We start from the raw sequence: 25,387 nt of genomic DNA on the forward strand, positions 1-25,387 counted from the left end.
TTGGCTTCTGATCTTTCATCGGGTTCTCCCCGCGGTACCTACGTTCGTCGATCGGTCGTCAGGATCGATCCCACCAGTCTGTCCGACGCGCCGACAACGGCGCGGATGTAGGATGGGTCGGCGACGTTCTTGCTCGGTAGGATCGCCTCCGCCTGGTTGTTGAACATCGCCGCGCTAAGCCCTTCCAGATCCGGCGACACGAGCATGGGTGCAATTCTTGTCGAGTAGACCTCCGGGTCGATCGTCATGAAGCCGGTCAGTCCCTCGATGATCTTTAGAATAAGCTTGTTGGACCCGAAGAGGTTCCCCCGGATGCCCGTTTTTACGAAGCCTGCGTTCAGTCCGAAGACGTCGATGTCGGGAAAGCGCCGTGCAACGTCCAGCACCAAAGCCTCGTTGCCTGCGACCGTGTTCATATGGGCCTTCATGCGGCCGTAGCGTTTCTCCGAATTCAGGTCCGCCTCATCGGCCGACTGGCCCGAACCGGGAAAGCCCATAACGAACACCCGTGGCTTCATGCCCGGTTGGGAGCGAGCCTTCCCAAGGCGTGGGGCGATCGCGTTGAGGATGACGTACCGGCTGAGGTAGCTGACTGCCAGGTCGCGTTCTATGCCCTCTGCCGTGACCTCTCTCTTCGGGCCGGCCATGATCCCCGTCGTCATGACGACGAGGTCAAGCTTCTCGACTGGCATTTCATCCGCGACACGCTTCGCGTCCACGAGGAGACTGAGATCGGCCTTCAGAAAGCTGATGTTCTTCGTCTTCGCGTCCCTGAAAGTCTGTCCCACGACCAGAACATCGCCGCCCTGCTTGGCAAAGTCCTGGGCCAACGAGCGGCCGATACCGCCTGTCCCCCCTATGACGGCCACGTTAAGTCCAGTCAGATCCAGGGAATTCTTCTCGACGCGACGCCACGTGATCGAGCTGTCGCGCTTCATCAGACGGCCTCCTGCGCTGCGGCATCGGCCAAGGTGGGGTAGTCCGTGAAACCTGTCTCCGTCCCACCGAAGTACGTGCTACGGTCAGCCTCGTTCATCGGCGCGCCAACCTTCAGACGATCGATGAAGTCCGGATTCGCCAACACCATCTGGCCATAGGATTCGAGATCGGCCAATCCTGTGGCTATGTCTGCGCCGATCTGATCCCGAGGACGTCCGGGTCTATTGATGATCAGGGGCCGATGCCAAAGTCCGCGGACGTCCGCCAACTGCTCCTCGGCGCCGCTGTGCATGATGTGGAGGTATGCCAGTCCTAGCGTGTCGAGTTCGCCGACCAAGTGCTGGTAGAGGGCGGGTCCTTCGACGCCCTCGTCGATACCCCACATCGTGATGCCGGGCGACAGGCGGATGGCGGTGCGGTCGGCGCCGATCTCTTCCGCGATCGCTTTCGCGACCTCCACTGCGAAACGGGAACGGTTCTGGATGGAGCCACCGTATTCATCGGTGCGGGTGTTGGCGCTGGGGGCTAGAAACTGTTGAATCAGATAACCGTTCGCGCCATGAATTTCGACGCCGTCCGCTCCGGCCTCGACCGCGCGACGGGCGGCGAAACGGAAGTCGGCCACAGTCTGACGAACCTCATCCGTTGTCATGGACCGGGGTGCAGGAATGTCCTGCATGCCCGTGGGCGTGAACATGGGAACGCCCGGTGCAATGGCCGACGGCGCTACTCCCTGACGATGATGCGGCGTATTGTCGGGATGCGACATGCGGCCCGCATGCATGAGCTGAACGAAGATGCGTCCACCCTTGTGACGGACGGCGCCGGTGACCTTCCTCCATCCTTCGACGTGGGCGTCCGTGTAGATGCCCGGCGTCGTAAGATAACCTTGCCCATCGTCGGAAGGTTGCGTGCCTTCGGTGACGATCAGGCCCGCGCTTGCCCGCTGCGCGTAGTACTCGGCGGCCAGTTTGCTCGGGGTCCCGTCGGCGTTCGCACGTGACCGGGTCATGGGAGCCATGACGAGTCGGTTCTGAAGTTCAATGCCGCCCAGGGTGACCGGTGTAAAGATATCGCTCATTGCCGTTTTTCCTTCGTTGGTCACCCTCATATGGACTTGCTCATCCAGCGGGATAACCATAAGAAAATGAGAATCATTATCCATCCAGTGGAGCAATGTTTTGGATTACCTGAACGACATGGCGCTGTTCGTCGAGGTGGTGAAGACACGGAATTTCCGCCGTGCTGCCGACGCTCTTGGAATGCCGAACTCGACCCTTTCGCGTCGGATCGCTCTCCTCGAGGAAGGCATCGGACTGAGGTTGCTCAACCGAACCACCCGCAAAATCGAACTTACCGAAGCCGGGCAGCTCTACTACGAGCGCTGCAGCCGCATCGTGGAGGAAGCTCGAATTGCCTATGAGGAGTTGGGCGACATGGTCGCGCAGCCTACGGGCGTTCTGAAGGTTTCGTTGCCGGTAGATTTCGCGACGACGTACATCGCGCCGTTGCTACCGGAGTTCGCGGCGCTCTACCCTGGGATCAGCTTCGACTTCGATCTGACCCCGCGCAATGTCGACCTCGTCGGAGAGCCGTTCGATCTGGCGATCCGAATGAGAGCGCCCGAAAACGCAACGCTCATCAGCCGCGTTATCACGCGGATCTCCGCACAGTTCTACGCTGCACCCGGATATCTTCAGGTCAACGGCGAACCCTCGACACCCGCTGATCTCGAGCAGCACCAGTGTCTGACGATGCCCACCATGCCTCGCTGGCCCGTACATTCCGCTACGGGCACCGCCGATCCCAAGGTCGGCAGCCGCTTTCGTGTGAACAGCGTCTCGATGATCAGGCAGCTAGCGGTTCTGGAGATGGGAGTTGCATTCCTTCCCGAACGGATTGTCGCCGACGACGTTGCTGCTGGAAGACTGCAGCGAATCTTGCCGGAGTGGCAGGGCATGGCGCAACCGATCTACGCGGTCACGGAGACACGGTTGCTACCTGCGAAGACCCAGCGCTTCATAGACTTCGTCAAGGAAAGGCTTCGGGAAATCTGACCGGGATGGCGTCGGCCAATACCATATGTCGCCGATCTCCGACCGTAGCGGGCAGAAAGTGTTGCAAGGGGTCGACGTCGGCGGCACGAAATTGCCGCGGCTCTCTCGCAACCACCGGCAACGAATAAAATCGGAACAACGTCCTAGCTCTTTTTCAAGCAGCACGAAGGTCCAGTACCGTTCGTCCTCGCCGAAGTGGAGAAAGACCAGACGATTGAGCTAACGACCTCGCATCCGGATGCGGGAGAGGAGAAACTCGAACCTGACGAGTACGGACTTGTGGCAGACAGTCTCGTTCGGCTCCGGGTGGAAACTCACCGATAAATTAGGAGGACGAATGATGAATAGAAAAATGTGGCCGTGGTCGCGACGACGGCGGTTCTCGCAGGCTGCAGGTGGTTTCGGGCTCCTACTCGTCAGTATGGCCCATCGTTTCAGCGCAGACGTTGCGGTGTTGCGTCCGCGGGAATTAGCGGGACATAGCTCGCCGCGCCCACTTGCTCGCGATGCTCGACCTTGGCGGCCGAGATCAATAGCGGATCGGTGAGCGCCCGCAGCGCGGACGCCGCCAGCACCTTACCAGCCTGCAGCATTCCCTTGTGGGCATAGCCGGAGGTCCCCTGAGCCACGATCTGCCACGTATGCGGCGGAGTGCCATATGCCTCCGTCGCGACATAGACCTGCCCGGTTGGAACCAGCCAGCTCACGTCGCCCACGTCCGTCGACCCGTGCAGGAACGTCGGCTTCTCCTGAAAGGCATTCAAATCCTCGGACATGATCTTTCCGCGATTGGCGATCCGCGCCTGCACCTCTGCGGAGAAGGTCTGCTGAATGGCCGCCGCGAAATCCTTCTCACTGTTCGAGAAGCTGACGACGCCGATCTTCTCGAATTCCTCGTGCATCATCCTGGCGAGGGTGACGTTCGGGACGAGGTCGGCCGAGGCCGCATCAAAGGTGATTGCCAGTTCGGTTCCCGTCATCAACGCGGCACCGCGTGCGACGTCCTTCACCCTTTCGGTGATGTCGCGAACCTGGTCCATTCGAGGCGCGCGAACCTTGTAGAGCACCTGAGCGTTCGACGGGACCACGTTGGGCGCGCGCCCGCCCGTGTCCGTGATCGCATAATGGATGCGGCCATCCTGAATGATGTGCTCGCGCAAATAGTTGCAGCCGACGTTGGTCAACTCGACCGCATCCAGCGCGGAACGACCCAAGTGTGGCTCAAACCCTGCGTGGGCGCTTGTGCCCTTGAAGGTGAAGTAAACCTGGTTGGTGGCCAGCATCCTCGCGTTGTAGGCGAGGTTCTCGTCCCATGGATGCCAAGTGAAAGCCACGTCAACATCCGAGAACAAACCCGCCCGCGCCATGAACGCCTTGCCTCCACCGCCCTCTTCGGCCGGGCAGCCGTAGTAGCGAATGGTGCCTCCAAGATTCAGTTCGTCCTTGCAGGCTTTGAGCGCCAGCACCGCGGCTAGCGCTCCTGTGCCCAGCAGGTTGTGACCACAGCCGTGCCCATTTCCACCTTCGACGATGGGATCGTGACTTGCGACGCCACCCTTCTGGCTGAGCCCGGTCAGGGCGTCGAACTCGCCGAGGATCGCAACGACAGGATGGCCCTCCCCGTAGCTGGCGACGAATGCAGTTTCAATGTTGCCAGCGTTCCGGCTAACGACGAAGCCGGCCTTCTCCAGTTCGTCGGCCAGAAGCGTCGCGGATTTCGTCTCCTCGTAGCGGATCTCCGCGAACGACCAGATCGCGTCCGATACGGATGTCAGGTTGGCGGCGTGCGCGGCGATTGCCCGCTCGATAATGTCGATATAGGTCATGGTCTTCCTTTAGGCGGTCTGTTCGACTGGCTTCTTGCCTTGGATGGCTGGAAACGTGGCGGCAATGGCGCAGACGATCACTGCGCAGCCGACGAGGACCGAAAACGCGATGCCGTAGTTCTGGCCGGTCGCCGACAGCACCGCACCGATGAGCATTGGCGAGATGAACGAACCGAGCTGAGCCAGCGAGTTGATGAGGCCCGTGGCCGTGCCAACGGAGTTCTGCGGGAAATGCTTCATGATGCTCACGAACACGCTGATCGAAATCGCATTCAGGAAGACGTTCGAGACTGAAAGGTAGGCGAAAGCCAGCGGAATGGATTGCGCGTTCGCCATCAGGTAGATGAACACTGCGGACACCGCCGAACCGATGCAAATGAGATATTTCTCCTTCTGGTGGAAGAAGCGGTCCAGGAGCCAGCCGCAGGTGAGGAACGAGACGAACCCGAGCGCCGGCGGGATCATGGAATAGGCGCCCATCTCCACCATGCTCATGCCCTTCACCTTCACCCAGTAGGAAGGCAGCCAGGACTGGAGGCCCCAGAACACGATGTTGGTGAAGAAGTAGACTGCGGTGACCTTCCAGGTCAGGGAATTCCTCAACAGCGCGCCTACGCGCTTCTTTTCCGAGACCTTCTGCCTTGCGTCCTTCGCGACCCTGGGCGCGGATACCGGCTTCATGATGATGTAGAGTGCGGCGGAGAGGACAAGTCCGACGACGCCAAGTACGAAGAACATCATGCGCCAGCTATGAGCCGCGATCAGTGCGGTGATGACGATCGAGCCGACGGCGAAGCCAACCGAGGCTCCCGATTGCAGCACCGACTTCGCGCGAGCCATCTGCGATTTCTCAAAGTGCTCAGTGATGGCAACCGATCCGCCTGCGGGGAATACCGCTTCGCCGGCGCCAGTCGCGGCACGTGCAGCCGCCAATCCGATGGCATTGGTTACGACGCCGGACGCCATCGTACCCAACGACCAGATTGCGACGGCCGAACTAAGGACTCGGCGAGAACCGAACCGGTCCACCAGATAGCCGCCGATCAACTGGGTCATCGAGTAGGTCAGGAAGAACGCGCTGATGATCATGCCCTGGTGGTCGGAGCTAAGGCCGAACTCTTCGCTGATTGGAATAATTGCGATGTTGATCGCAGTCTTGTCTATGAAGCCGACGACCCAGCAGACAAACAGCATTCCTATGATGATGTGGCGTCGTTTTATGCTTGATAGCATGACGTAGTTCCCCTTTTTGATCTTTACGCCTTTGTGACACCACCTCCCAAATATCCTATGTTGAAGTACACATATTTGTCGGAAATAAAGTGTGTTCTCTTCCATGGAGGATCGCATTGAGGATCGATCTGCTTTCACACCCGGAATTATCTGAACTCGCACGGCCATACGGGTTGCGCGTGCAGGATGTCGAGGCCGACGCGGACGATGCGCCCGCCTCGATCAGGCACTCAATAGAACGCGTCGGCGACGTACTTCACCTGGTCGTCGATCATTCCTATTTCACGGCAAGACGATCGAAGTTCGAAATCTGCGACGATGAAGGAGATCGGGCGGCTGTGCGTATTCTACAGGCCGTCCAAAGCGCCGTGATCGAGCTTCAGACCGAGACCTTCAGGAAGCTCGCATCGGTCAATTCTGCGGTGATCAATTCACTGGACGAGAACGAGATCGTCCACAACGTGCTTCGCGAAGTGATGAATGTGCTACCGCATTGCGATGCCGGCGTCTTTCGGTTGTTCGACGAGGAAAGCGGCTATCTTGTTCCCGTCTCGCATGAAGGCCTGTCTGAGGACTACACGCACTATCGCCTACAGCCGAACGAATCCGTTTCTGGCGAGGTGTTCACGACCGGTCGGCCCGCCCTGCACAACGGCAGGCAAAACATCATCGATGCCCATCGCGTAATGCGTCCGGAAAGCCAGTCCTTCATGGAGCGGTCCCAGATCGCGAACGCGCTACTCTGTGTGCCGGTGGTAGTCGAAGGGAAATGCCTGGGCACGTTGACGACACTATCCTTCTCACAAGACGGAGCCTTTTCGGCCTTCGATCGGACCGTTCTTGAATCCCTTGCAGCGCAGATCGCAGTCGCCTATCAACGCTCGCTGGCCTATAAGAACGCCGTCGAAACGTCGCGTCGACTCGAACAGATGCGCAGCGATCTCGCACGAAAGAACGCAGAATTAGATCGCGCCGTCGAGTTGCACGAGGCGCTGCTGCGCATCTTTTCCACCGGCGACGGACTGATGGAGCAACTCCGCGCCGTGTCCGAACTGTTCCATCTAGAGTTCCGGTTTGAGAACGTGCTGGGCGTCGACTATCGATCCCCCGATTGGACCGACGGGGATGAAACGCTGTGCCAATCGGTGGAAGTCGCGGAGGCGCCGGTCGGCCACTTCCACTTTCGACATTCAGGAGATTCAGGCTTTCATCGCGCGCTTTTCGGTACGCTGGGTGCATTCGTCGCGCTGGATTTCGTGCGGGACATGTCGCGGATGGACATTTTGAACGCGCGCAAGAAAGCGCACTTCGAGGCCCTGTCGACTGGGCTGGAGTCCGAGGGTCGCGGGACTCATTTCGGGTTCAGGCTTGACCGCCTCCACCAGATCTTCGTCGCTCCGGCCCCTCGAATAACGGATCAGACCAACACCGTCTTATCGTTGTACAAGCTGGAATCCGATCTGCAGCAGGCGATGACCACACCGAATGCGCTGATCTTCCACGAGAACGAACAGGTGGTCATGCTTGTCTCCGCGTCCACCACCGCAGCGCTCGAACGCAATCTCAACGCAGTCTCGAACGTGGCGACCGGGCTGTCGATCTCCATTGGAGCGAGTGAGATCTATGACGCAAACGAGCATCATTTCAATTCGCAGGACCTCGCCTCGCAGGCCGCCGAAGCGCTTTCACGCCGTGGCCGTGCAGGACTTCTCCGATACCGCGAAATGGGACTGGAGCTACTTCTGAAAGGACAGGCGCGGCAGGACGTCCTTGCCTTCGCCCACAACATCCTAGCGGCCCTCGTTTCGGACCCGAGGCATCGCGTCCTTCGTGAAACCCTTTTGCGTTACGTTCAGGAGGGAAAGTCGGTAACGCGTAGCGCTCAGGCTTTGGGCATTCACCCGAACACCCTCTATCAACGCCTTCAGCGTATCGAAGCGGTCACGGGCCGCAACATCGCCGATGCGAGCGACTTCACGCTACTCAGTCTCGCATGCCAAATCCACGCCGAATATTTAGGGGAAACGACGTCTCCCGAGAGCGCATAGTGCCTAGGTGCGGCGGAAGGCGACGTGGTTTGAAACGCCCTCAGGCTCAGGCAACGGCACCGGATCGCGTTGTCGCTCGTCTTAAATCCCTCGAAGAAAGGGCGGCTGTCGATCCTCGAGACCGGCAGGGTCCGACCTATTTGCAACGGGCGTTACAAGTCGATGCCGCTGATATGTGTCGAACACGTTCCCGGCCGCAATTCCCCGGGTCAAGGGCCGAGATCGCGCAGGCTTTCACCGACGTCCTCGAAAGCTCGCCGGTATAAAGCCCGTCTGCAGAGGTGCAGCCTCGCGATTGGGTTGTCGCAGGCAAGCATGTGGCGCGCAGGCGCCGAAGGAATGACCGGATGACCGGCGGCTCCGACAGATCGACGCCGATCTGCTGCGAAGAGCCGAAATCGCTGCTCGCCAAGATCTTCGTTCGCTTCGGTGTGTCTCAAGCGAACGCGGCATCCTCGCAGCGAACTTTGCAGGACGCGAGCGCGACGGCCTAGCCACGGTGGCCGTTGACCTCGCAGACGTACAACGCGGCGTTGGTCACCTTGGGAATACTCTGCCGTCAAACAGCTTCCGCGCCGTTCTTACCGTGCCCGCTGCCGGACTGCACCTATCGATTGATCTGAATTTGTAACGCGAACATCGCGTGTCATGGCTTGACTGACTTGCAGGGAATTTCCCTCCGTTTGCATCGAGGCCCTAACCAAGGCGATACTGCGACGCTCCATCAGGCGTTTGTTATTGTCGCTCCGGGAAGGCTCCACCCGACATCCGCAGGGGGACTATGCACCCGGCTTCGGTTCCTTCGGCTGATTCCGCCCCTTCACCAAGCGGGTGACTTTCGGTATAGCCCCCTGAACCGAATGTAGAATCTCACCGATGCGCAATCCTCCGGAACACCAAAATCCTCTTCAGGGAATGGCCCTGATGGTGGGCGCGATGCTCGTGCTGCCGGCGATGGACGCAATCGCCAAATACATGGCGACCTTCGAGGCAATGTCGCCCGGCCAGGTGACATTCTACCGGTTCTTTTTCCAGCTCGTCTGCACCCTGCCGTTCCTGTTCTTGATCTTCGGCCGTAAGGCACTGCATGCAAAGCGGCCCTGGATGAATCTTCTGCGCGGGGTCCTCCACGGAGCAGCCAGTCTCCTCTTCTTCGTTGCCGTGAAATACATGCCGCTCGCGGACGTCTTCGCGATCTATTTCGTCGAGCCCCTCATGCTCACCGCGCTGTCGGCGATCTTCCTCGGCGACAAGGTCGGCTGGCGTCGGTGGATGGCGATCGCCGTCGGTTTCGGTGGCGCAATGATCGTCATCCAGCCGAGCTACGAGATTTTCGGCCTGAAAGCACTCTTGCCTGTTTTCTGTGCCTTCCTCTACTCGCTTTATCTCTTTCTGAATCGGGCGATCGGCGATGCCGATTCACCGCTGACGATGCAGACGATGGCGGGTATCGGCGGCACCGCCTTCATGGCCGCCGCATTGACCATGGGCAATGGGCTCGGCGTCGGCGATTTTCACCCCTCCTTGCCTTCCTCTACGTGGGCGCTTGCTTTGCTGCTGATCCTTGGGACCATTTCGGGCTATGCTCATATGGTCATCGTACGAGCTTTCCGGCTGGCACCGCTGTCGCTACTCGCACCCTTCCAGTATTTCGAAATCATTTCCGCAACGGTGCTCGGCTACGCGCTGTTCGGCGATTTTCCGAACTTTTCGAAGTGGATCGGTATCCTGATCATCGTCGCTTCCGGTCTCTTCATCATCTGGCGGGAGCGCGTGCAGGCGCGATCGTTAAAAACGTCGTGACTGATTGAGCGCGCCGTTAACACTGCTTCTTGAGGGATCATCAATTCGCTCGCGGTAGAAGGGCCTTCGGCCTCATGATGAGGTTTGGAGACAAAAGATGAGCGAATTCCGTCTTGCTTTTCCGGCATGTGTGATTGCCGGGAAGCATCGGCTGACGGCCGAAGACATAAGTCTGCTGCGCAAGCACACCTTCCCGGAAGGCATCCGCACCGCGGACGACGTGGTCGCCATGTTGGCGCTGAACAATTCCTGCCCCGAAAAATGCCCGGAGTGGAACTCCTTCTTTGTGGAGCAGCTCGCCGGTTTCATCGTCAACTACACCTATCCTCAAGGGTCTCTCGACGAGATCAATGTGGCCTGGCTCATGCGCATGGTCGCAACCGATGGCGTGGTCAATTCGGCGATCGAGCTCGAATTGGTTCTGCACGCAATGGAGATCTCGGCGAACGTGCCGGATGAGCTGCGCGCCTTCGCGCTCGACCAGTTGCGTCTTGCCCTGGTGGAAAACATCGGTGGCTACAAGCTATCTCGTGCGATCGATCGAAAGGGCATCACCCGCCAGGACATCGACTACGTGATGCGGGTTCTGCGCGGCGTAAGCGATGCCGGCGTCATCAAGGCACCGCCCCTCACCTGGAGCGTCCTGATGCAGGTCGCCGAGGCGACGCTGCCCGTCGGTAATCACCCGCGTTGGGCAGACATTCTCTCGGCGCTACAACTCGTTGACTATGCCGAGCCCCCCCGCCGCAGCCGCTGGCTCAGGATCGTGGATGATAGCTTCGAAAGCGAAACCGCGGTCGCCTGATGCCCGCCGATATTTTTTCGGCTGATTGTGCGTTCCGGTGTTTATGCGTAAAACTCCGGAACGCATGTTTTGGGTGGAGTCTCCATGTTCAAGAAAATCCTGATCGCGAATCGCGGCGAGATCGCTTGCCGCGTTATCAAGACCGCGCGCCGTATGGGAATTGCGACGGTCGCGGTCTATTCGGATGCGGATCGGGATGCACTCCATGTGGAAATGGCTGATGAGGCCGTTCATATCGGACCTGCGACGGCCGCCGAAAGCTATCTTGTGACGGATAAGATCATCGCTGCCTGCAAGCAGACGGGTGCGGAAGCCGTCCATCCCGGCTACGGCTTTCTGTCTGAACGGGCATCGTTTTGCGAGGCACTCGAGAAGGAAGGCATTGTCTTCATCGGTCCAAAGCCGAAGGCCATCATGGCGATGGGCGACAAGATCGAGTCGAAGAAGTTTGCCAACGCCGCCAAGGTCTCCACCGTCCCTGGCTACCTCGGCGTGATCGAGGATGCATCGCACGCCGAAAAGATCGCCGCCGAGATCGGTTATCCCGTCATGATCAAGGCGTCGGCCGGCGGCGGCGGCAAGGGCATGCGCATTGCCTGGAACGAGGCGGAAGTGCGCGACGGTTTCGATCGGGCTCGTTCGGAGGCGAAGAGCTCATTCGGCGACGACCGCGTCTTCATCGAGAAATATGTTGTCGAACCCCGTCACATCGAGATCCAGGTACTCGCGGACGCACACGGCAATGTGGTCTATCTCGGTGAGCGCGAGTGCTCGATCCAGCGCCGCAACCAGAAAGTTGCCGAAGAGGCACCCTCGCCCTTCCTCGATACTAAGACCCGCACGGCGATGGGTGAGCAATCCGTCGCACTCGCCCGCGCTGTGGAATACCAAAGCGCCGGCACCGTGGAGTTCATCGTCGATCGTGACCGCAATTTCTATTTTCTGGAAATGAACACGCGCTTGCAGGTCGAGCATCCAGTCACCGAACTGGTTACCGGCATCGATGTGGTCGAGCAAATGATCCGCGTTGCTTCCGGTGAGAGGCTTCCGTTTGCGCAAAGCGACATAAAGCTGAACGGCTGGGCCGTCGAGAGCCGTTTGTACGCCGAGGATCCCTACCGCAATTTCCTGCCGTCTATCGGGCGCCTGACGCGATACCGACCGCCTGCTGAAGGCAAATCCGGAAGCGCCATTGTGCGCAACGACACCGGCGTCTTCGAGGGTGCCGAGATCTCGATGTATTACGATCCGATGCTCGCAAAGCTCTGCACCTGGGCGCCGACGCGCCTGGAGGCGATCGAAGCGATGGGCGAGGCACTCGACGGCTTCGTTGTCGATGGGATCGAACACAACGTCCCCTTCCTTGCTGCACTGATGAAGCATCCTCGCTGGCGCGAAGGACGTCTGTCGACTGGTTTCATCACCGAGGAGTACCCGGACGGCTTTGCCCCGGTGGCGCCGAATGCGGGTCAGGAGGCCCTCCTGGCGGCAGTCGCTGTTTCAGCGTCTCTCATTGAAGCCAACCGCAGGGAGCGTTTCGCCGACAGGTTGCGCCCCCCGTCGGGCGCGAGCCGGGCGGAATGGACCGTCAGGCTCGGTGACAGCTACGTGGATGCGCGTTTGGTGGACGGGCTCGTGACGATCCCGTTCGACATGGACATCGAGATCGGCGGCAAGATTTTTAACGTCGTCACCGACTGGAGACCTGGCGACGCCGTGTGGCGCGGCAATGTCGCGGGCCAGAGCGTGGTTGCGCAGATCCGTCCTATTCTCAACGGTCTTCGGCTGGACTGGCAAGGAATATCCCTGAAAGCCAAGGTGCTGACGCCGCGTCATGCCGCGCTCGAGAGACTGATGCCGGTCAAGCTGCCACCGGATACGTCGAAGCTGCTGCTCTGCCCGATGCCCGGTCTCGTCGTTTCCATCGCCGTAGTCGAGGGGCAGGAAGTCAAAGCCGGTGAAACGCTTGCCGTGGTCGAGGCCATGAAAATGGAGAATGTTCTCCGCGCCGAACGCGATCTCGTCGTCAGCAAAATAAACGCCAAGCCGGGAGAGAGCCTAGCTGTCGATGCCGTGATACTCGAGTTTGCGTGACGAACGCCGATACTGCCGGCAGTCGCGCCGGTTAAGTTTTGTTAACCGCTGATTGCCTATCGTTGCACCTCCCCGGTCGGATGCTGGATGGAGGTAGCAAATGTCGGCGCTGCAATCGGCGGTCCTCTTGCTGATCATAAATCTTGGCCTTCTCTGGCTTTTGATGCGCGCTCCGCTGGGGCGTAGAACCATCTGCCTTGGCCGGATCTATCGATGCTCCCCCGATATACTCTGGAAGGCGATGAATCCCGCCGGTCCCGATGCATCCTGGCACCACTCGGTCATCAGCAGTCGCGCGCTCGCCAATCGCCGTGGCATTGTGGAGCAAACCTACCGGCATCTCGACAAGAACGGCGCGCCGTCACGCAGACTTCTCGCACTTGAACCGCTGCCATACGTCGCGAAGAACGCCCGCGGGTTCCAGTCTCGCATCATTGATGACAGCACGCTGGACCCCGCATTCTGGAATGACTACCGGGAGCGGCGCATCATTCGACCGACATCGGATGGTGCCTTGCTGGAGGTCGAGCAGACCGACCGCTATCGCGGACTGGCTTTCCTGATGTTTCGCTATTTTGTCCTGCGCCGTGAAATGCAGGCGCTGGACGGATGGTTGAAGACGGGCGAATCCCTGCCGCAGGGTTACTTCGAGCGACCGCTGGTCCAGGGCGGTCTTGCGGTTCTGTCGAGTCTGCTGCTCTGGCCGTTCTTCGGGCTCAATGCGAGTGGCCTGATGCTGTCGACGTTCCTGACGATGGTCATAGCGCTGCACGAGCTGGGCCATATGGCCGCTTATCGCATGTTCGGCCATGCATCGGTCAGGATGATCTTTGTGCCGCTGCTTGGCGGCATTGCGATCGGCGGCAGGCCGTACCGGTCGTTGTTCGAAGTGGCAACCTGTGCGCTGATGGGCGCGGGAATGTCGGCCTTCCTGGTCCCGATCCTTGCCGTCGCCACGCAGCTTTCGGACGCGGGCCTGCTGCCTTCGCCATCACGGCCGCCTCTGCTCGTTTTCATGTTGATCCTCGGTGCTTTCAATCTGCTGAATTTACTGCCGATGCATCGCTTCGATGGAGGCCAGGTCCTCCGGCAGATTTTTCGTACGCCAAGGTCGCAGATAGCCGCCAGCTTCGTGGTAACGCTCTGCATTCTCGGCATCGGATTCGAGATCGGTTTGCCCGCGAAAATGCTGTCGACGGGCTTGCTCGTCTTCACGCTTGTCAGTCTCGTCAGCGGCGGCTCGGTCAAACCGCGCCAGATGCTCGACGAGATGAAGGATGGCGAGCGCATGCTCGTTGCCTTCGGTCTCTATGCGGCTATTGCCATGCATGGCTATGCCATTATTTTCGCAACCGAAAAGCTCTTCTGACGCAAGCCGCGCAGTGGCTGGCGCAATCAGCGTATTCGAGGCTGAAACTCTCGCTCCCGGACAGTTTTTCCTTGAGCCGGCAGCGCCGTGCGTGCAAAGGTCCGCGCAATCAAATCAGCAGGAGACACCTGACATGGACGTTCGCGCCGCCGTTGCCGTACAGGCTGGCAAACCGCTCGAAGTGATGACCGTGCAGCTGGAGGGACCGCGGGCCGGCGAAGTGCTGGTCGAGGTCAAGGCGACGGGCATCTGCCACACCGACGACTTCACGCTGTCTGGCGCCGATCCGGAAGGTCTGTTTCCGGCGATCCTCGGCCATGAGGGCGCCGGCATCGTCGTCGATGTCGGTCCCGGCGTCACCTCGGTGAAGAAGGGCGACCATGTCATTCCGCTCTATACGCCGGAATGCCGTGAATGCCCCTCCTGCCTGTCGCGCAAGACCAATCTGTGCACCGCGATCCGCGCCACCCAGGGCCAGGGCCTGATGCCGGATGGCACCTCGCGCTTCTCGATCGGCAAGGACAAGATCCACCACTATATGGGCTGCTCGACCTTCGCCAACTACACGGTGCTGCCGGAGATTGCCGTTGCCAAGGTCAATCCCGACGCTCCCTTCGACAAGATCTGCTACATCGGCTGCGGCGTCACCACCGGCATCGGCGCGGTGATCAACACTGCCAAGGTCGAGATCGGCGCGACCGCCATCGTCTTCGGTCTCGGCGGCATCGGCCTCAACGTCATCCAGGGACTTCGCCTTGCCGGCGCCGACATGATCATCGGCGTCGATCTGAACAACGACAAGAAGGCCTGGGGCGAGCGCTTCGGCATGACGCATTTCGTCAATCCGAAGGAGGTCGGCGACGACATCGTTCCCTATCTCGTCAACATGACGAAGCGCGGTGCCGACCAGATCGGCGGTGCCGACTACACCTTCGACTGCACCGGCAACACCCGCGTGATGCGCCAGGCACTGGAAGCTTCGCATCGCGGCTGGGGCAAGTCGGTCGTCATCGGCGTTGCCGGTGCCGGCCAGGAGATCTCCACCCGGCCGTTCCAGCTGGTCACAGGCCGCAGCTGGATGGGCACGGCCTTCGGCGGCGCCCGCGGCCGCACCGACGTGCCCAAGATCGTCGACTGGTACATGCAGGGCAAGATCGAGATCGATCCGATGATCACCCACACGATGCCGCTCGAAGACATCAACAAGGGCTTCGAGCTGATGCATTCCGGCGAAAGCATCCGAAGCGTGGTACTTTATTGACGAGAAGACGACGGAATGCGGCGCGACTTTGAAATGGCCCGCGGCTTTTTCGCAAATTGATCCTGATTTGGGAGCCGTGGGCAGCTAAGGAGGAGGAGCTGAACATGCCAAGTCAAGTATCGATACACCCCGCCCTCGACGGCGGCGTGAAGAGAGGCCAGGCAAATTTCAATGGCGGCACGCTGGTCTGCGCTTGCACCGACCGCCCCGTGAAGGTCGCGATCAAAGGCACCATCGCCCATAATCACGCCTGCGGTTGCACGAAATGCTGGAAGCCGAAGGGAGCGGCTTTTTCAGTCGTCGCCGTGACCCCGCATGAAAACGTCACCGTGCTGGAAAATGGCGACAAGCTGCACGTCGTGGATCCGGATGCATTGATCCAGCGCCACGCCTGCAAGGCCTGCGGCGTCCACATGTACGGACCGGTGGAGCGCGACCATGCGTTCAAAGGGCTCGACTTCATCCATCCGGAACGCTTCCAGGAAGGCGGCTGGCCGGAGCCGACATTTGCGGCCTTCGTCTCCTCGATCATCGAGTCGGGCACGCCGCCTTCGGCGATGGCAGGCGTACGCGGCCGCCTCAACGAACTCGGCCTCACGCCCTATGACTGCCTGAACCCGACGCTGATGGACGTCATCGCAACCTGGGTGGCGAAGAAGGCAGGCACGCTGACGGAAGCCTGACGTCTTGAACGCATGGCAGCCGTCAGATTATGAGACCCGAACGAACCGCCGCTACGCGCCCGTCAGGTGCCGCGTAGCGTTTCAGCCAAAGCAGATTGAAATTCATGATTTATGTCGATGCAGACGCCTGCCCAGTGAAACCGGAAATCCTCAAGGTCGCCGAGCGCCACGGCATCGAGGTGACCTTCGTTGCCAATTCCGGCCTGCGCCCCTCGCGCGACCCGATGGTGCACAATGTCCTCGTCTCGGCCTCCTTTGATGCCGCCGACAACTGGATTGCCGAGCGTGCCGGCGCCGGTGACGTGGTCGTCACCGCAGATGTCCCACTCGCGGTCCGCTGCGTGGCGACCGGCGCGCTTGTCAGCGGTCCGACGGGACGGGTTTTCGATGACACGAATATCGGCATGGCCAGTGCCATGCGCGATCTCGGTGCTCACTTGAGAGAAACCGGCGAAAGCAAGGGTTACAATGCCGCCTTCAACCCGAAGGATCGCTCGCGGTTCCTCGAAACTTTCGATCGCCTGTGCCGCAGGGCCAAGGCGCTAACTCCAAAAACGAACGGTAAAGAATGAACATCATTTCACAGACGACCGCCTTTGGCGGCATGCAGGGTGTTTTCACGCACGAATCCGAAGCCTGCAAGTGCGATATGACCTTTGCAGTCTTTGTTCCGCCGAAGGCAATCAAGGAGCCTTGCCCGGTTGTCTGGTACCTCTCTGGCTTAACCTGCACGCATGCCAACGTTATGGAAAAGGGCGAGTATCGGCGCATGGCCGCCGAACTCGGTCTGATTATCATCTGCCCGGATACAAGCCCGCGCGGCAATGATGTCCCCGATGAGCTCACCAATTGGCAGATGGGCAAGGGCGCCGGCTTCTACCTCGACGCGACCGAAGAGCCCTGGTCCGAAAAGTACCAGATGTACACCTACATTACCGAAGAGCTTCCAGCGCATGTCAGCCAACACTTCCGCATGGACATGAGCCGCCAAGGCATCTTCGGCCACTCGATGGGCGGCCATGGCGCTATGACCATTGCGCTCAAGAATCCGGACCGTTTCAAGAGCTGCTCGGCTTTCGCACCGATCGCGGAGCCATCGACCGCCGATTGGTCGGCTCCGGCGTTCGAAAAATACCTTGGCCCAGACCCTGCGGCCTGGCGTAAATACGATGCTTGCGCCTTGGTAGCAGACGGCGCACGTTTTCCCGAGTTTCTGATCGACCAGGGGAAGGCCGATGGTTTCCTGGAGAATGGCTTGCGCCCTTGGCTCTTCGAAGAAGCCGTCAAGGACACCGATATCAAGCTCACCCTGCGCATGCATGAGCGCTATGACCATTCCTATTACTTCATCTCGACGTTCATGGACGACCATCTGAAGTGGCATGCGGAACGGCTTGCCTGAAGGGCGCGCAAGAAACGGGTGGTAGCGCCGCCATGTGGTTTCCTACCTGAATTGAACCGCTATCCCAAGTCAGCGGCGCCCTATCTGGAGCTCGCTGCATGGGGGACGTCTTCGCTCGGGATGGAGATAACGATGGCTTGGTTTCTGCTTTTTCTCGCCGGCCTTTTCGAGTGCGGCTGGGCAATCGGCCTAAAATACACCGATGGATTCACGCGCCCGCTACCCACGACGTTGACTGTCATTTCGATGGTTGTCAGCGTCGTGCTGCTGGGCATCGCCGTGAAGACGCTGCCAATCGGGACGGCTTATGCTGTTTGGACCGGTGTCGGTAGTGTTGGCACCGTGTTGCTCGGCATTTGGCTGCTCGGCGATGCTGCCACCGCCTCGCGTCTGCTCTGCATTTCACTGATTGTCGCCGGGATTGCCGGTTTGAAGGCTACGGCGTTTATCGCTGTTAGGCGGTGGCCTTGCGCTGGTCGACCGATAGAGCACCAGGTCCGGCGAAGAAGATGAACAGGAAGATGAAGCAGAACAGAATCGCTGCGTCGCCACCGTTCAGTGCCGGCCAGAAGGCTTTCGACCCGTGCGCCATGAAGTAGGCCACGGCCATCTGTCCCGACAGAATGAAGGCGACCGGACGCGTGAACAGGCCGATCAGGACGAGAAGGCCACCGACGACTTCGATCAGAGCGGCGACCAGCAGCAATGGCGGCAGCGGCCCCTCCATTTGTGCGGCCGGAAACGCGAAAAGTTTCATTGTTCCGTGTTCGATGAACAGCAGCGCTGCAATGACGCGCAGGGCGGCAAGCGCGTGGGGCTGGTATGCGCTCAGTCGTTCCATGTAGACTCTCCTTTTGAGTAAAGACAGCGGAGCGTTAGCCGCTTCGCCAAAAGGAATGAAGACACGGATCGCTGACGGGCGATCACTTCCTGTTGATTTTTCTTAGCTTTCCCCACTCTAGTCTCCTCAAAGCGGAATATTGTCGTGCTTCTTCCAGGGATTGCTCAGGTCTTTATTGCGAAGCATCTTGAGGCCACGTGCCAGCCGCCTGCGCGTAGAATGCGGCATGATCACTTCGTCCACATAGCCGCGCTCGGCAGCCACGAAAGGTGAAAGGAATCGGTTCTCATACATTTTCGTGTGCGCGGCGATCTTTTCGGGATCGGCGATGTCCTTCCGGAAAATGATTTCGACGGCCCCCTTCGCGCCCATCACAGCGATTTGAGCCGTCGGCCAGGCATAGTTCAAGTCACCCCTTAGATGCTTCGATGCCATGACATCATAGGCACCGCCGAACGCCTTGCGCGTGATTACCGTCAGCTTCGGCACCGTCGCCTCCGCGTATGCGAACAACAGCTTTGCACCGTGCTTGATCAGCCCGCCATATTCCTGCGCAGTTCCCGGCAGGAAGCCTGGCACGTCCACGAACGTCACGATCGGGATGTTGAAGCAGTCGCAAAAGCGGACGAACCGTGCCGCCTTTCGCGACGCATCGCTGTCGAGCACGCCGGCGAGCACCATTGGCTGGTTTGCCACGAAGCCGACTGTCGATCCCTCGATCCGCCCGAACCCGCACACGATGTTTTTGGCGAAGCTCGCCTGGATCTCGAAAAAATCGCCCTCATCCACCGTCTTCAATATCAATTCCTTGATATCGTACGGCTTGTTTGCGTTCGCAGGCACCAGCGTATCCAGCGATGCATCTGTGTCTGTCACCGACTGGTAACATTCGATTTGCGGCACCGGCGAGGTGTTCGATTGCGGCAGAAGATCAATCAGCCGGCGGACCTGCAACAACGTCTCGACATCATTGTCGTAGGCGCCGTCGGCAATCGAGGATTTGGTCGTATGCACCGATGCGCCGCCGAGCTCGTCCGCGGTGACGGTCTCGTTGGTCACTGTCTTCACCACATCCGGGCCGGTCACGAACATGTAGGACGTGTCGCGGACCATGAAGATGAAATCGGTCATCGCCGGCGAATAGACGTCGCCGCCGGCGCATGGCCCCATGATGACGGAGATCTGCGGAATGACGCCGGACGCCAGCACATTGCGCTGGAACACCTCGGCGTAGCCGCCAAGCGCAGCAACGCCCTCCTGGATGCGAGCGCCGCCGGCATCATAGATGCCGATGATCGGCGCCCTGTTTTTGAGCGCCATATCCTGCACCTTCATGATCTTCTCGGCATGCGCCTCGGAGAGCGAGCCGCCGAACACCGTGAAATCCTTGGCAAAAACGAAGACGGTTCGTCCGTTCACCGTTCCCCAGCCGGTGACCACGCCATCGCCGGCAATTCGGGTCTTGTCCATCCCGAAGTCGTTGGACCGATTCTCGACGAACATGTCGAACTCCTCAAAGGAATCTTCGTCGAGGAAAAGATCAATTCGCTCGCGCGCCGTCAGCTTGCCGCGCTGATGCTGGGCATCGATACGGGCCCTGCCTCCGCCAAGCCTTGCAATGCCGCGGCGACGTTCAAGTTCTTCGAGAATTTCCTTCATGGGTACCCCTTGCCGCGGATCCCGCGGCCGGTTCAAGCGCGTCCGGCGCGCAGCGAGAAAGCGGAACGAATGCGGGCGGCGATATCCTCGGCAAGGATCTCGTCGGCTGCCGTGGGACTGTTGGAGAAGCTGGTCACTTCGAACGAACTGACAGCGATGACCGATCCATCCTCGACGGAAGCGGCGTCGATGCTGACCTTCGCGACATTCCGGCTCTTGTCGAAGCCCTGGCCCTTTTCGACGTAAAGGATCCGGATCGTCAAAACGACACGCGGATAGACTTCGGTTCGCACCGTAGCGTTGATGGCGGCATTTACGCGATCACCGACGCCGGCAAGGATTGCCGGCGGTATCTTCTGTGGGCTGACAACGACGGCGCTTCGCACGTCATAGAGGGGTCCGGCCTGCTCCTTCGCGAAGATCGAGCACGAGGCCAGGGCGATGCAGATAAGCGCAACCCGAAAAAAGCACGACTTGAGCCAGTTCATTCAGAAAATCCGCGTCCGCCCCCGATAGAGTCGCAGATTTTCGCGATAACCAGTCTCAAAGCAATATGTTTCAGCCTTTCATGGCCAAAAAAACGTCAGCGGCTGCATTGAAGTCCTCGAAGCGCTTCTCGCGCCGTTCCTCGGATTCTTCGTCGCTTCCCCAATGCTCGATCGTCCAGTCTTCGTCGAGATGCGCGAGCGACCAAACCTTCTTTGCCGGCAGGACGCCTTCGGCAAAGGCAAGCGCTAACAGCGCGGAGCCGGTCAACGTCGTGATAGTATGCAGGGCAGCCAGGACAGTCGCATTGTCGTGCCGTCGCAATGCCGCGGAAAACGCGGAAATAGCTTCGCGCGGCTGGTCGCGATGCATGACGCCCTCGATCAGGATGAAGCGCGCGCCGAGAGAATTGCCAGCCCAATCGAGCACTGGATCCCAAAGCTCCTTCTGACGCTCGACGAGAGCTTGCGGCGCATCGGCGCGATAGCAGATGAGATCGCTCGAAGAGAAGCGTAGAATGTCTTCGAAGACGGCCTGCTTGTCGGGTGCAACCCCATCGATAGCGGTGTTGACGAGCCGCGTCACGGGCATGGTCGAAGGGTCGATGAGGTCGGCCTGCGCATCCCATTCTCGAACTAAAAGTTCCGCAAGCGGCTTCGTCGCGACGACCAGCAGCTTGCGGGCTGGCGTGCGGATAGCCTTGCCGTCCAGCTCGATGGCAAGGCCTTCGTTGAGTTCCCCGACTGTGACCGTCTTATAGAAGCGCTTCGGCAATGGCTTCTTCATCTGGATCTGGGCGCGACGGATCGGGTCGGGATGGCTCAATCCCTCTGCTATGTCGTTCAACAGATCACGCATGCTTCACCTCAGGAAAGTGCTTCAAAACATCGCTCGGGTGGCAAACAATGCTGTCGGCACCCGCACCCACCAGGTCGTCCACACTGGCATAGCCCCACGAGACACCGACGGCCTTGGCACCTGCGGCTTTCGCCATCTGCATATCGTAGACGGCATCGCCGATGACGATGGCATCGGCGGGACTCATGCCGGCCTCGCTGCAGCACTCCATTACCATAGCTGGATGTGGCTTCGATGGGCAGTCGTCTGCAGTGCGCGAAACGATAAAATGTGGTGCAAAACCGTGTGTTTCGAGAACGTGGACGAGACCGCGACGCGACTTGCCGGTTACCGCACCGATCAGAATGTCATCATTCCGCGCCAACTCATCGATCAGCGGCTTGATGCCACTAAAGAGCGGTACGTCCATTCCAGGTTCGTCACGAACGCCGACATAGATCGCCTTGTAGTGCGCCGTCATTGCGATCGCTTCGTCGTCGACGTGAGGCTTGCCCTGCATCCGCGCAATCGCGATATCCAGCGTCAGTCCGATGATCGACTTCGTCAACGAGACATCAGGCCGGTCATAGCCGAAATGCACGAATGTCCGCGCCATCACCTCATGGATCAGCGCGGCGCTGTCGACCAGCGTCCCGTCGCAATCGAAGAGTGCGAGCCTCATTCTTCGTCTTCCCTTTCCTGGGATGCGAGATCGAGGCCGAGCAGGTTCCAGGTCTGCACCATATGCGGCGGCAAAGGTGCACTGACGCGCAGTCGGCCGCCGGAGGGGTGCGGAATGTCGATCTTGCGCGCATGCAGGTGCAGCCGCTTCTGGATACCGCCCGGGACATCCCAGTTCGGATCCTCGATGAAATACTTGGGGTCGCCAATGATCGGGTGACCGATATGAAGCGCGTGAACGCGAAGCTGGTGCGTCCGTCCGGTATAGGGTTCCATCTCAAGCCAAGCGAGGTTCTGCGCGGCGGTTTCCAGGACGCGATAGTAGGAAATCGCGTGATCGGCTCCGTCTTCGCCGTGCTTGGCAACACGCATCCGGTCGCCATCGGCGGTCGCTTCCTTCACCAGCCAGGTCGAGATTTTGTCCTCGTGCTTGCGCGGAACGCCTCTTACCAGCGACCAATAGGTCTTTTTGGTATCACGCTCGCGAAACGCTGCCGTCAGTTTCTGTGCGGCGCCTCGGGTGCGGGCGATGACAAGGACGCCGGATGTATCGCGGTCGAGGCGATGCACCAGCCTCGGCTTTTCGCCCTTCGGGCTGGTCCATGCTTCGAGCATCTTGTCGATATTCCGCGTCACACCAGACCCGCCCTGCACGGCTAGACCGGCCGGCTTGTTCAGGACGATCACCTTGTCGTCTTCATGCAGCACCATGCGCTGCAGAAGCTCGTAATCGCCCCCGTGTTTCAGATCATGGCCGGCGATCGGCGTGTTTTTCGACTTGGCGTCGACATCGAGCGGCGGCACGCGCACCACCTGCCCTGGCTGCACGCGGGTATCGCTTTTCACGCGTCCGCCATCGACGCGGACCTGACCCGATCGCAGAAGCTTCTGGAGTGGGCCGAAACCGAGCCCCGGGAAATGCACCTTGAACCAGCGATCGAGCCGCATGCCCGCCTCGTCCAGCTCCACTTTCTTGTGTTCGATACCCGCCATACGTCATCTTTCGGAAAATGGTCTTAGGCGCGCTGTGCGGCCTTTGCGGCTGGCTTTAGAGCATTTTCGCTGAAAACGGAAACCGTAATCTCACAAGGTTGCGCGCATGAGCGCCAGTCCGGCGATCACCGCGGCCATCGACAGGCCGACGCTGGCGACGATATAGACTGCGCCGGAGACCGCCGCGCCACGCTCGAAGAGCGAAATGGCATCCAGCGAGAATGCCGAGAAGGTCGTGAATCCGCCGAGAAAGCCAGTGATCAACAGCAAGCGCATCTCCGGCGACGCATCGAAGCGCCGCACTATCATCTCCGCGAACACGCCGATGACAAAGCATCCGACGACATTGACTGTCAGCGTCCCCCACGGAAAGGCCGGGCCAGCAAGCCTGAGGGCCCATTGGCCGACATAATATCTGAGGACGGAACCGATTGCGCCGCCGACGGCGACAAGGAGGGCTTGAATCATGGATTTGCTCTAAAGCATCTCACGGAAAATTCCAGTCATCCACAGGGAAGATCCAGATGCATAAAATGCTGGCAGTTAATTTAGCCAGTTAAGAACATCCGACGTTTTATTCTGGCCTCATGACAGTCCTGGTCGGCACCATTTCCGCGAGCACCGCCGCCGCAGCGTTCGAAACGCTCCGGATTCCGCAGCGTGTGTCCGCAAGCACGGCTGCAAAAGAGGCGCGCCGGACTGCCGACCGTCAAACCAGGGTTGCGAGCGGCCAAGATGTGGAAGAGCCGGCCAATATCATCCAATCGACGGAAGTCGCTTTGGACCTGATGACGATGGGGCAACGGCAGCCGCAGGCCGGGTTGAAACAGGCACTGGAACTCTATAGCGACAGCTAAACGTCGCCCGGTTCCTCTCACCCGTAGCCGTCTATCCTCAAGACCACGCGACAAAAATTTGTTCGGCGGCGACATTCCCCCTTGCCAAGTACAGCCATGGCCAGATAATTGCCCCCGACCTTGTTGGGAGAAGCTGGTCATCTGCGACCAGTGCCGAAGGAGCAACCGCCCCGGAAACTCTCAGGCCAAAGGACCAGCAAGGGGCAGACGGAACTCTGGAGAGAAGCGTTCTCGAAACGCTCGCCGAAGGGATAACAATCTCAGGCACAGGGACAGAGGGGGCTCGAAATGCAAGGCGCAACCGCGTCTGAAGATTTGAGCCCGCGCATGGAATTCCAGGCGCAAACCCCGGAGGCGTCGTTGGACGATACTACTGCCCTCAAGAAAACTCCGCTTCACGCGCTGCATCTGTCGCTCGGCGCCCGCATGGTTCCCTTCGCAGGCTATGACATGCCGGTGCAATATCCGGCTGGCGTCATGAAGGAGCACATCCAGACCCGCACGTCGGCCGGCGTCTTCGACGTGTCCCACATGGGCCAGGTGGTCATCAAGGCAAAATCGGGAAAGTATGAGGACGCCGCGCTTGCGCTGGAACGCCTCGTTCCGGTCGATATCCTCGGTCTTGCGGAAGGTCGCCAGCGCTACGGTTTCTTCACCGATGACAACGGCGGCATTCTAGACGACCTGATGATCACCCATCTCGACGATCACCTCTTTGTCGTCGTCAACGCCGCCTGCAAGGATGCCGATCTTGCTCACCTACAGAAGCATATCGGCGACACCTGCGACATCATCCTGCTCGATCGTGCGCTGATCGCCCTCCAAGGACCGCGCGCCGTCGAAGTGCTTGCGGAACTCTGGGCCGATGTCGCCGCGATGAAATTCATGGACGTGCGCCATTGCCGGCTGCACGACGTATCCTGTCTGGTTTCTCGCTCCGGCTATAGTGGCGAGGACGGCTTCGAGATCTCGATCCCGACCGACAAGGCCGAGGATGTCGCCAAGCGGTTGCTCGAGCATCCGGACGTACAGCCGATCGGGCTCGGTGCCCGCGACAGCTTGCGCCTCGAAGCTGGCCTCTGCCTTTATGGCAACGACATCGACACCACGACGACGCCCGTGGAAGCAGCGCTTGAATGGGGCATGCAGAAAGCCCGCAAGGCAGGCGGCGCAAGGGCCGGCGGTTTTTTCGGCGCAGACCGCATCTTGGCGGAGCTGGAAAAGGGTGCAGCTCGTCGCCGCGTCGGTCTGAAGCCTGAGGGTAAGGCTCCGGTTCGCGGCCACTCGAAGCTTTTTGCGGATCCAGAAGGCAAGTCTGAGATCGGCGAAGTGACTTCGGGCGGCTTCGGCCCCTCCGTCGAACATCCCGTCGCAATGGGCTATGTCAAGGTCGCCCAGGCGGCCGTTGGAACGCAGGTTTACGCCGAGGTGCGCGGCAAGTACCTGCCCGTCACCGTCAGTGCCCTTCCCTTTATTACACCGACCTACAAACGCTGAAACATTTTTCCGGAGA

General features: G+C 59.8%; 24 protein-coding genes, 1 pseudogene and 1 riboswitch. Of the genes and pseudogenes, 14 read left to right on the forward strand and 11 right to left on the reverse strand.

All coding sequences use genetic code 11. The features are described from left to right. Positions 1-38 precede the first annotated feature (38 nt). Both ACSQ9D_RS07935 and ACSQ9D_RS07940 read right to left on the reverse strand, forming a co-directional pair. On the reverse strand, positions 39-938 hold the full coding sequence (locus tag ACSQ9D_RS07935; protein ID WP_436281777.1) for an SDR family NAD(P)-dependent oxidoreductase: 900 nt from the start codon (positions 936-938) through the stop codon (positions 39-41). Continuing rightward, positions 938-2,020, reverse strand: coding sequence for an alkene reductase (locus ACSQ9D_RS07940; protein WP_436283790.1), 1,083 nt, complete (start codon positions 2,018-2,020; stop codon positions 938-940). Before ACSQ9D_RS07940 ends, ACSQ9D_RS07935 begins: the two co-directional genes overlap by 1 nt. A gap of 100 nt (positions 2,021-2,120) precedes the next feature. Here ACSQ9D_RS07940 and ACSQ9D_RS07945 point away from each other — a divergent pair, with 100 nt between their 5' ends. Continuing rightward, a complete protein-coding gene (locus ACSQ9D_RS07945) occupies positions 2,121-2,996 on the forward strand; it encodes a LysR family transcriptional regulator (RefSeq protein ID WP_436281778.1) in 876 nt (291 codons plus the stop codon). 434 nt (positions 2,997-3,430) lie between these two features. Here the strand turns inward: ACSQ9D_RS07945 and ACSQ9D_RS07950 are convergent, their stop codons facing one another. After that, positions 3,431-4,822 (reverse strand): amidohydrolase, encoded by a 1,392-nt coding sequence (locus ACSQ9D_RS07950; RefSeq protein ID WP_436281779.1) that lies wholly within the window; start codon positions 4,820-4,822, stop codon positions 3,431-3,433. Positions 4,823-4,831: 9 nt separating this feature from the next. Continuing rightward, on the reverse strand, positions 4,832-6,055 hold the full coding sequence (locus tag ACSQ9D_RS07955; protein ID WP_436281780.1) for an MFS transporter: 1,224 nt from the start codon (positions 6,053-6,055) through the stop codon (positions 4,832-4,834). Positions 6,056-6,171: 116 nt separating this feature from the next. Here ACSQ9D_RS07955 and ACSQ9D_RS07960 point away from each other — a divergent pair, with 116 nt between their 5' ends. From ACSQ9D_RS07960 to sugE, 11 genes and pseudogenes are all read left to right on the forward strand, one after another. Beyond that, positions 6,172-8,103, forward strand: coding sequence for a helix-turn-helix domain-containing protein (locus ACSQ9D_RS07960; protein WP_436281781.1), 1,932 nt, complete (start codon positions 6,172-6,174; stop codon positions 8,101-8,103). A 347-nt stretch (positions 8,104-8,450) separates the two neighbouring features. Then, complete coding sequence (locus ACSQ9D_RS07965) at positions 8,451-8,597, forward strand: hypothetical protein (protein WP_436281782.1); 147 nt, start codon at positions 8,451-8,453, stop codon at positions 8,595-8,597. Positions 8,598-9,027: 430 nt separating this feature from the next. After that, entirely contained in the window at positions 9,028-9,906 is an 879-nt protein-coding gene (locus tag ACSQ9D_RS07970; protein WP_436281783.1) for a DMT family transporter, read from the forward strand. Positions 9,907-10,003: 97 nt separating this feature from the next. Then, complete coding sequence (locus ACSQ9D_RS07975) at positions 10,004-10,711, forward strand: hypothetical protein (protein WP_436281784.1); 708 nt, start codon at positions 10,004-10,006, stop codon at positions 10,709-10,711. A gap of 84 nt (positions 10,712-10,795) precedes the next feature. Further along, the gene (locus ACSQ9D_RS07980) at positions 10,796-12,805 is read left to right on the forward strand and encodes an acetyl-CoA carboxylase biotin carboxylase subunit (RefSeq protein ID WP_436281785.1); all 2,010 of its coding nucleotides are present in this window, start codon (positions 10,796-10,798) and stop codon (positions 12,803-12,805) included. A 100-nt stretch (positions 12,806-12,905) separates the two neighbouring features. Then, positions 12,906-14,174 (forward strand): hypothetical protein, encoded by a 1,269-nt coding sequence (locus ACSQ9D_RS07985; protein ID WP_436281786.1) that lies wholly within the window; start codon positions 12,906-12,908, stop codon positions 14,172-14,174. Positions 14,175-14,307: 133 nt separating this feature from the next. Next, a complete protein-coding gene (locus ACSQ9D_RS07990; protein WP_436281787.1) occupies positions 14,308-15,435 on the forward strand; it encodes an S-(hydroxymethyl)glutathione dehydrogenase/class III alcohol dehydrogenase in 1,128 nt (375 codons plus the stop codon). A 104-nt stretch (positions 15,436-15,539) separates the two neighbouring features. Then, complete coding sequence (gene gfa / locus ACSQ9D_RS07995) at positions 15,540-16,118, forward strand: S-(hydroxymethyl)glutathione synthase (protein ID WP_436281788.1); 579 nt, start codon at positions 15,540-15,542, stop codon at positions 16,116-16,118. A 104-nt stretch (positions 16,119-16,222) separates the two neighbouring features. Beyond that, the gene (locus tag ACSQ9D_RS08000) at positions 16,223-16,690 is read left to right on the forward strand and encodes a YaiI/YqxD family protein (RefSeq protein ID WP_436281789.1); all 468 of its coding nucleotides are present in this window, start codon (positions 16,223-16,225) and stop codon (positions 16,688-16,690) included. Next, positions 16,687-17,520 (forward strand): S-formylglutathione hydrolase, encoded by an 834-nt coding sequence (gene fghA / locus ACSQ9D_RS08005; RefSeq protein ID WP_436281790.1) that lies wholly within the window; start codon positions 16,687-16,689, stop codon positions 17,518-17,520. The genes ACSQ9D_RS08000 and fghA overlap by 4 nt, the downstream gene beginning before the upstream one ends. A 132-nt stretch (positions 17,521-17,652) precedes the next feature. Next, positions 17,653-17,964, forward strand: a pseudogene (gene sugE, locus ACSQ9D_RS08010) (quaternary ammonium compound efflux SMR transporter SugE); the annotation flags it as partial. A 10-nt stretch (positions 17,965-17,974) separates the two neighbouring features. Here the strand turns inward: sugE and ACSQ9D_RS08015 are convergent. The 7 genes from ACSQ9D_RS08015 to crcB form a co-directional block, all read right to left on the reverse strand. Next, entirely contained in the window at positions 17,975-18,361 is a 387-nt protein-coding gene (locus ACSQ9D_RS08015; RefSeq protein ID WP_436281791.1) for a DoxX family protein, read from the reverse strand. Between the two features lie 126 nt (positions 18,362-18,487). Beyond that, positions 18,488-20,020, reverse strand: a complete 1,533-nt coding sequence (locus tag ACSQ9D_RS08020; protein ID WP_436281792.1) for an acyl-CoA carboxylase subunit beta — start codon at positions 20,018-20,020, stop codon at positions 18,488-18,490. Positions 20,021-20,052: 32 nt separating this feature from the next. Further along, entirely contained in the window at positions 20,053-20,508 is a 456-nt protein-coding gene (locus ACSQ9D_RS08025) for a hypothetical protein (protein ID WP_037069776.1), read from the reverse strand. Between the two features lie 70 nt (positions 20,509-20,578). Next, entirely contained in the window at positions 20,579-21,364 is a 786-nt protein-coding gene (locus ACSQ9D_RS08030; protein ID WP_436281793.1) for an ATP12 family chaperone protein, read from the reverse strand. After that, positions 21,357-22,025, reverse strand: a complete 669-nt coding sequence (locus tag ACSQ9D_RS08035) for an HAD-IA family hydrolase (protein ID WP_436281794.1) — start codon at positions 22,023-22,025, stop codon at positions 21,357-21,359. The genes ACSQ9D_RS08030 and ACSQ9D_RS08035 overlap by 8 nt, the downstream gene beginning before the upstream one ends. After that, on the reverse strand, positions 22,022-23,017 hold the full coding sequence (locus ACSQ9D_RS08040; protein ID WP_436281795.1) for an RluA family pseudouridine synthase: 996 nt from the start codon (positions 23,015-23,017) through the stop codon (positions 22,022-22,024). Before ACSQ9D_RS08040 ends, ACSQ9D_RS08035 begins: the two co-directional genes overlap by 4 nt. A gap of 90 nt (positions 23,018-23,107) precedes the next feature. Further along, positions 23,108-23,485, reverse strand: coding sequence for a fluoride efflux transporter CrcB (gene crcB, locus ACSQ9D_RS08045; protein WP_436281796.1), 378 nt, complete (start codon positions 23,483-23,485; stop codon positions 23,108-23,110). A 119-nt stretch (positions 23,486-23,604) separates the two neighbouring features. On the opposite strand from crcB, the gene ACSQ9D_RS08050 reads away from it, so the two are divergent. Then, positions 23,605-23,874, forward strand: coding sequence for a hypothetical protein (locus ACSQ9D_RS08050; protein ID WP_037119185.1), 270 nt, complete (start codon positions 23,605-23,607; stop codon positions 23,872-23,874). 114 nt (positions 23,875-23,988) lie between these two features. Beyond that, positions 23,989-24,080, forward strand: a riboswitch (glycine riboswitch). A 154-nt stretch (positions 24,081-24,234) separates the two neighbouring features. After that, positions 24,235-25,371, forward strand: a complete 1,137-nt coding sequence (gene gcvT, locus ACSQ9D_RS08055; RefSeq protein ID WP_436281797.1) for a glycine cleavage system aminomethyltransferase GcvT — start codon at positions 24,235-24,237, stop codon at positions 25,369-25,371. Positions 25,372-25,387: the final 16 nt, after the last annotated feature.

It is taken from the genome of Rhizobium sp. LjRoot258 (assembly GCF_964254185.1).
In the GTDB taxonomy this organism is placed as follows: Bacteria; Pseudomonadota; Alphaproteobacteria; order Rhizobiales; family Rhizobiaceae; genus Rhizobium.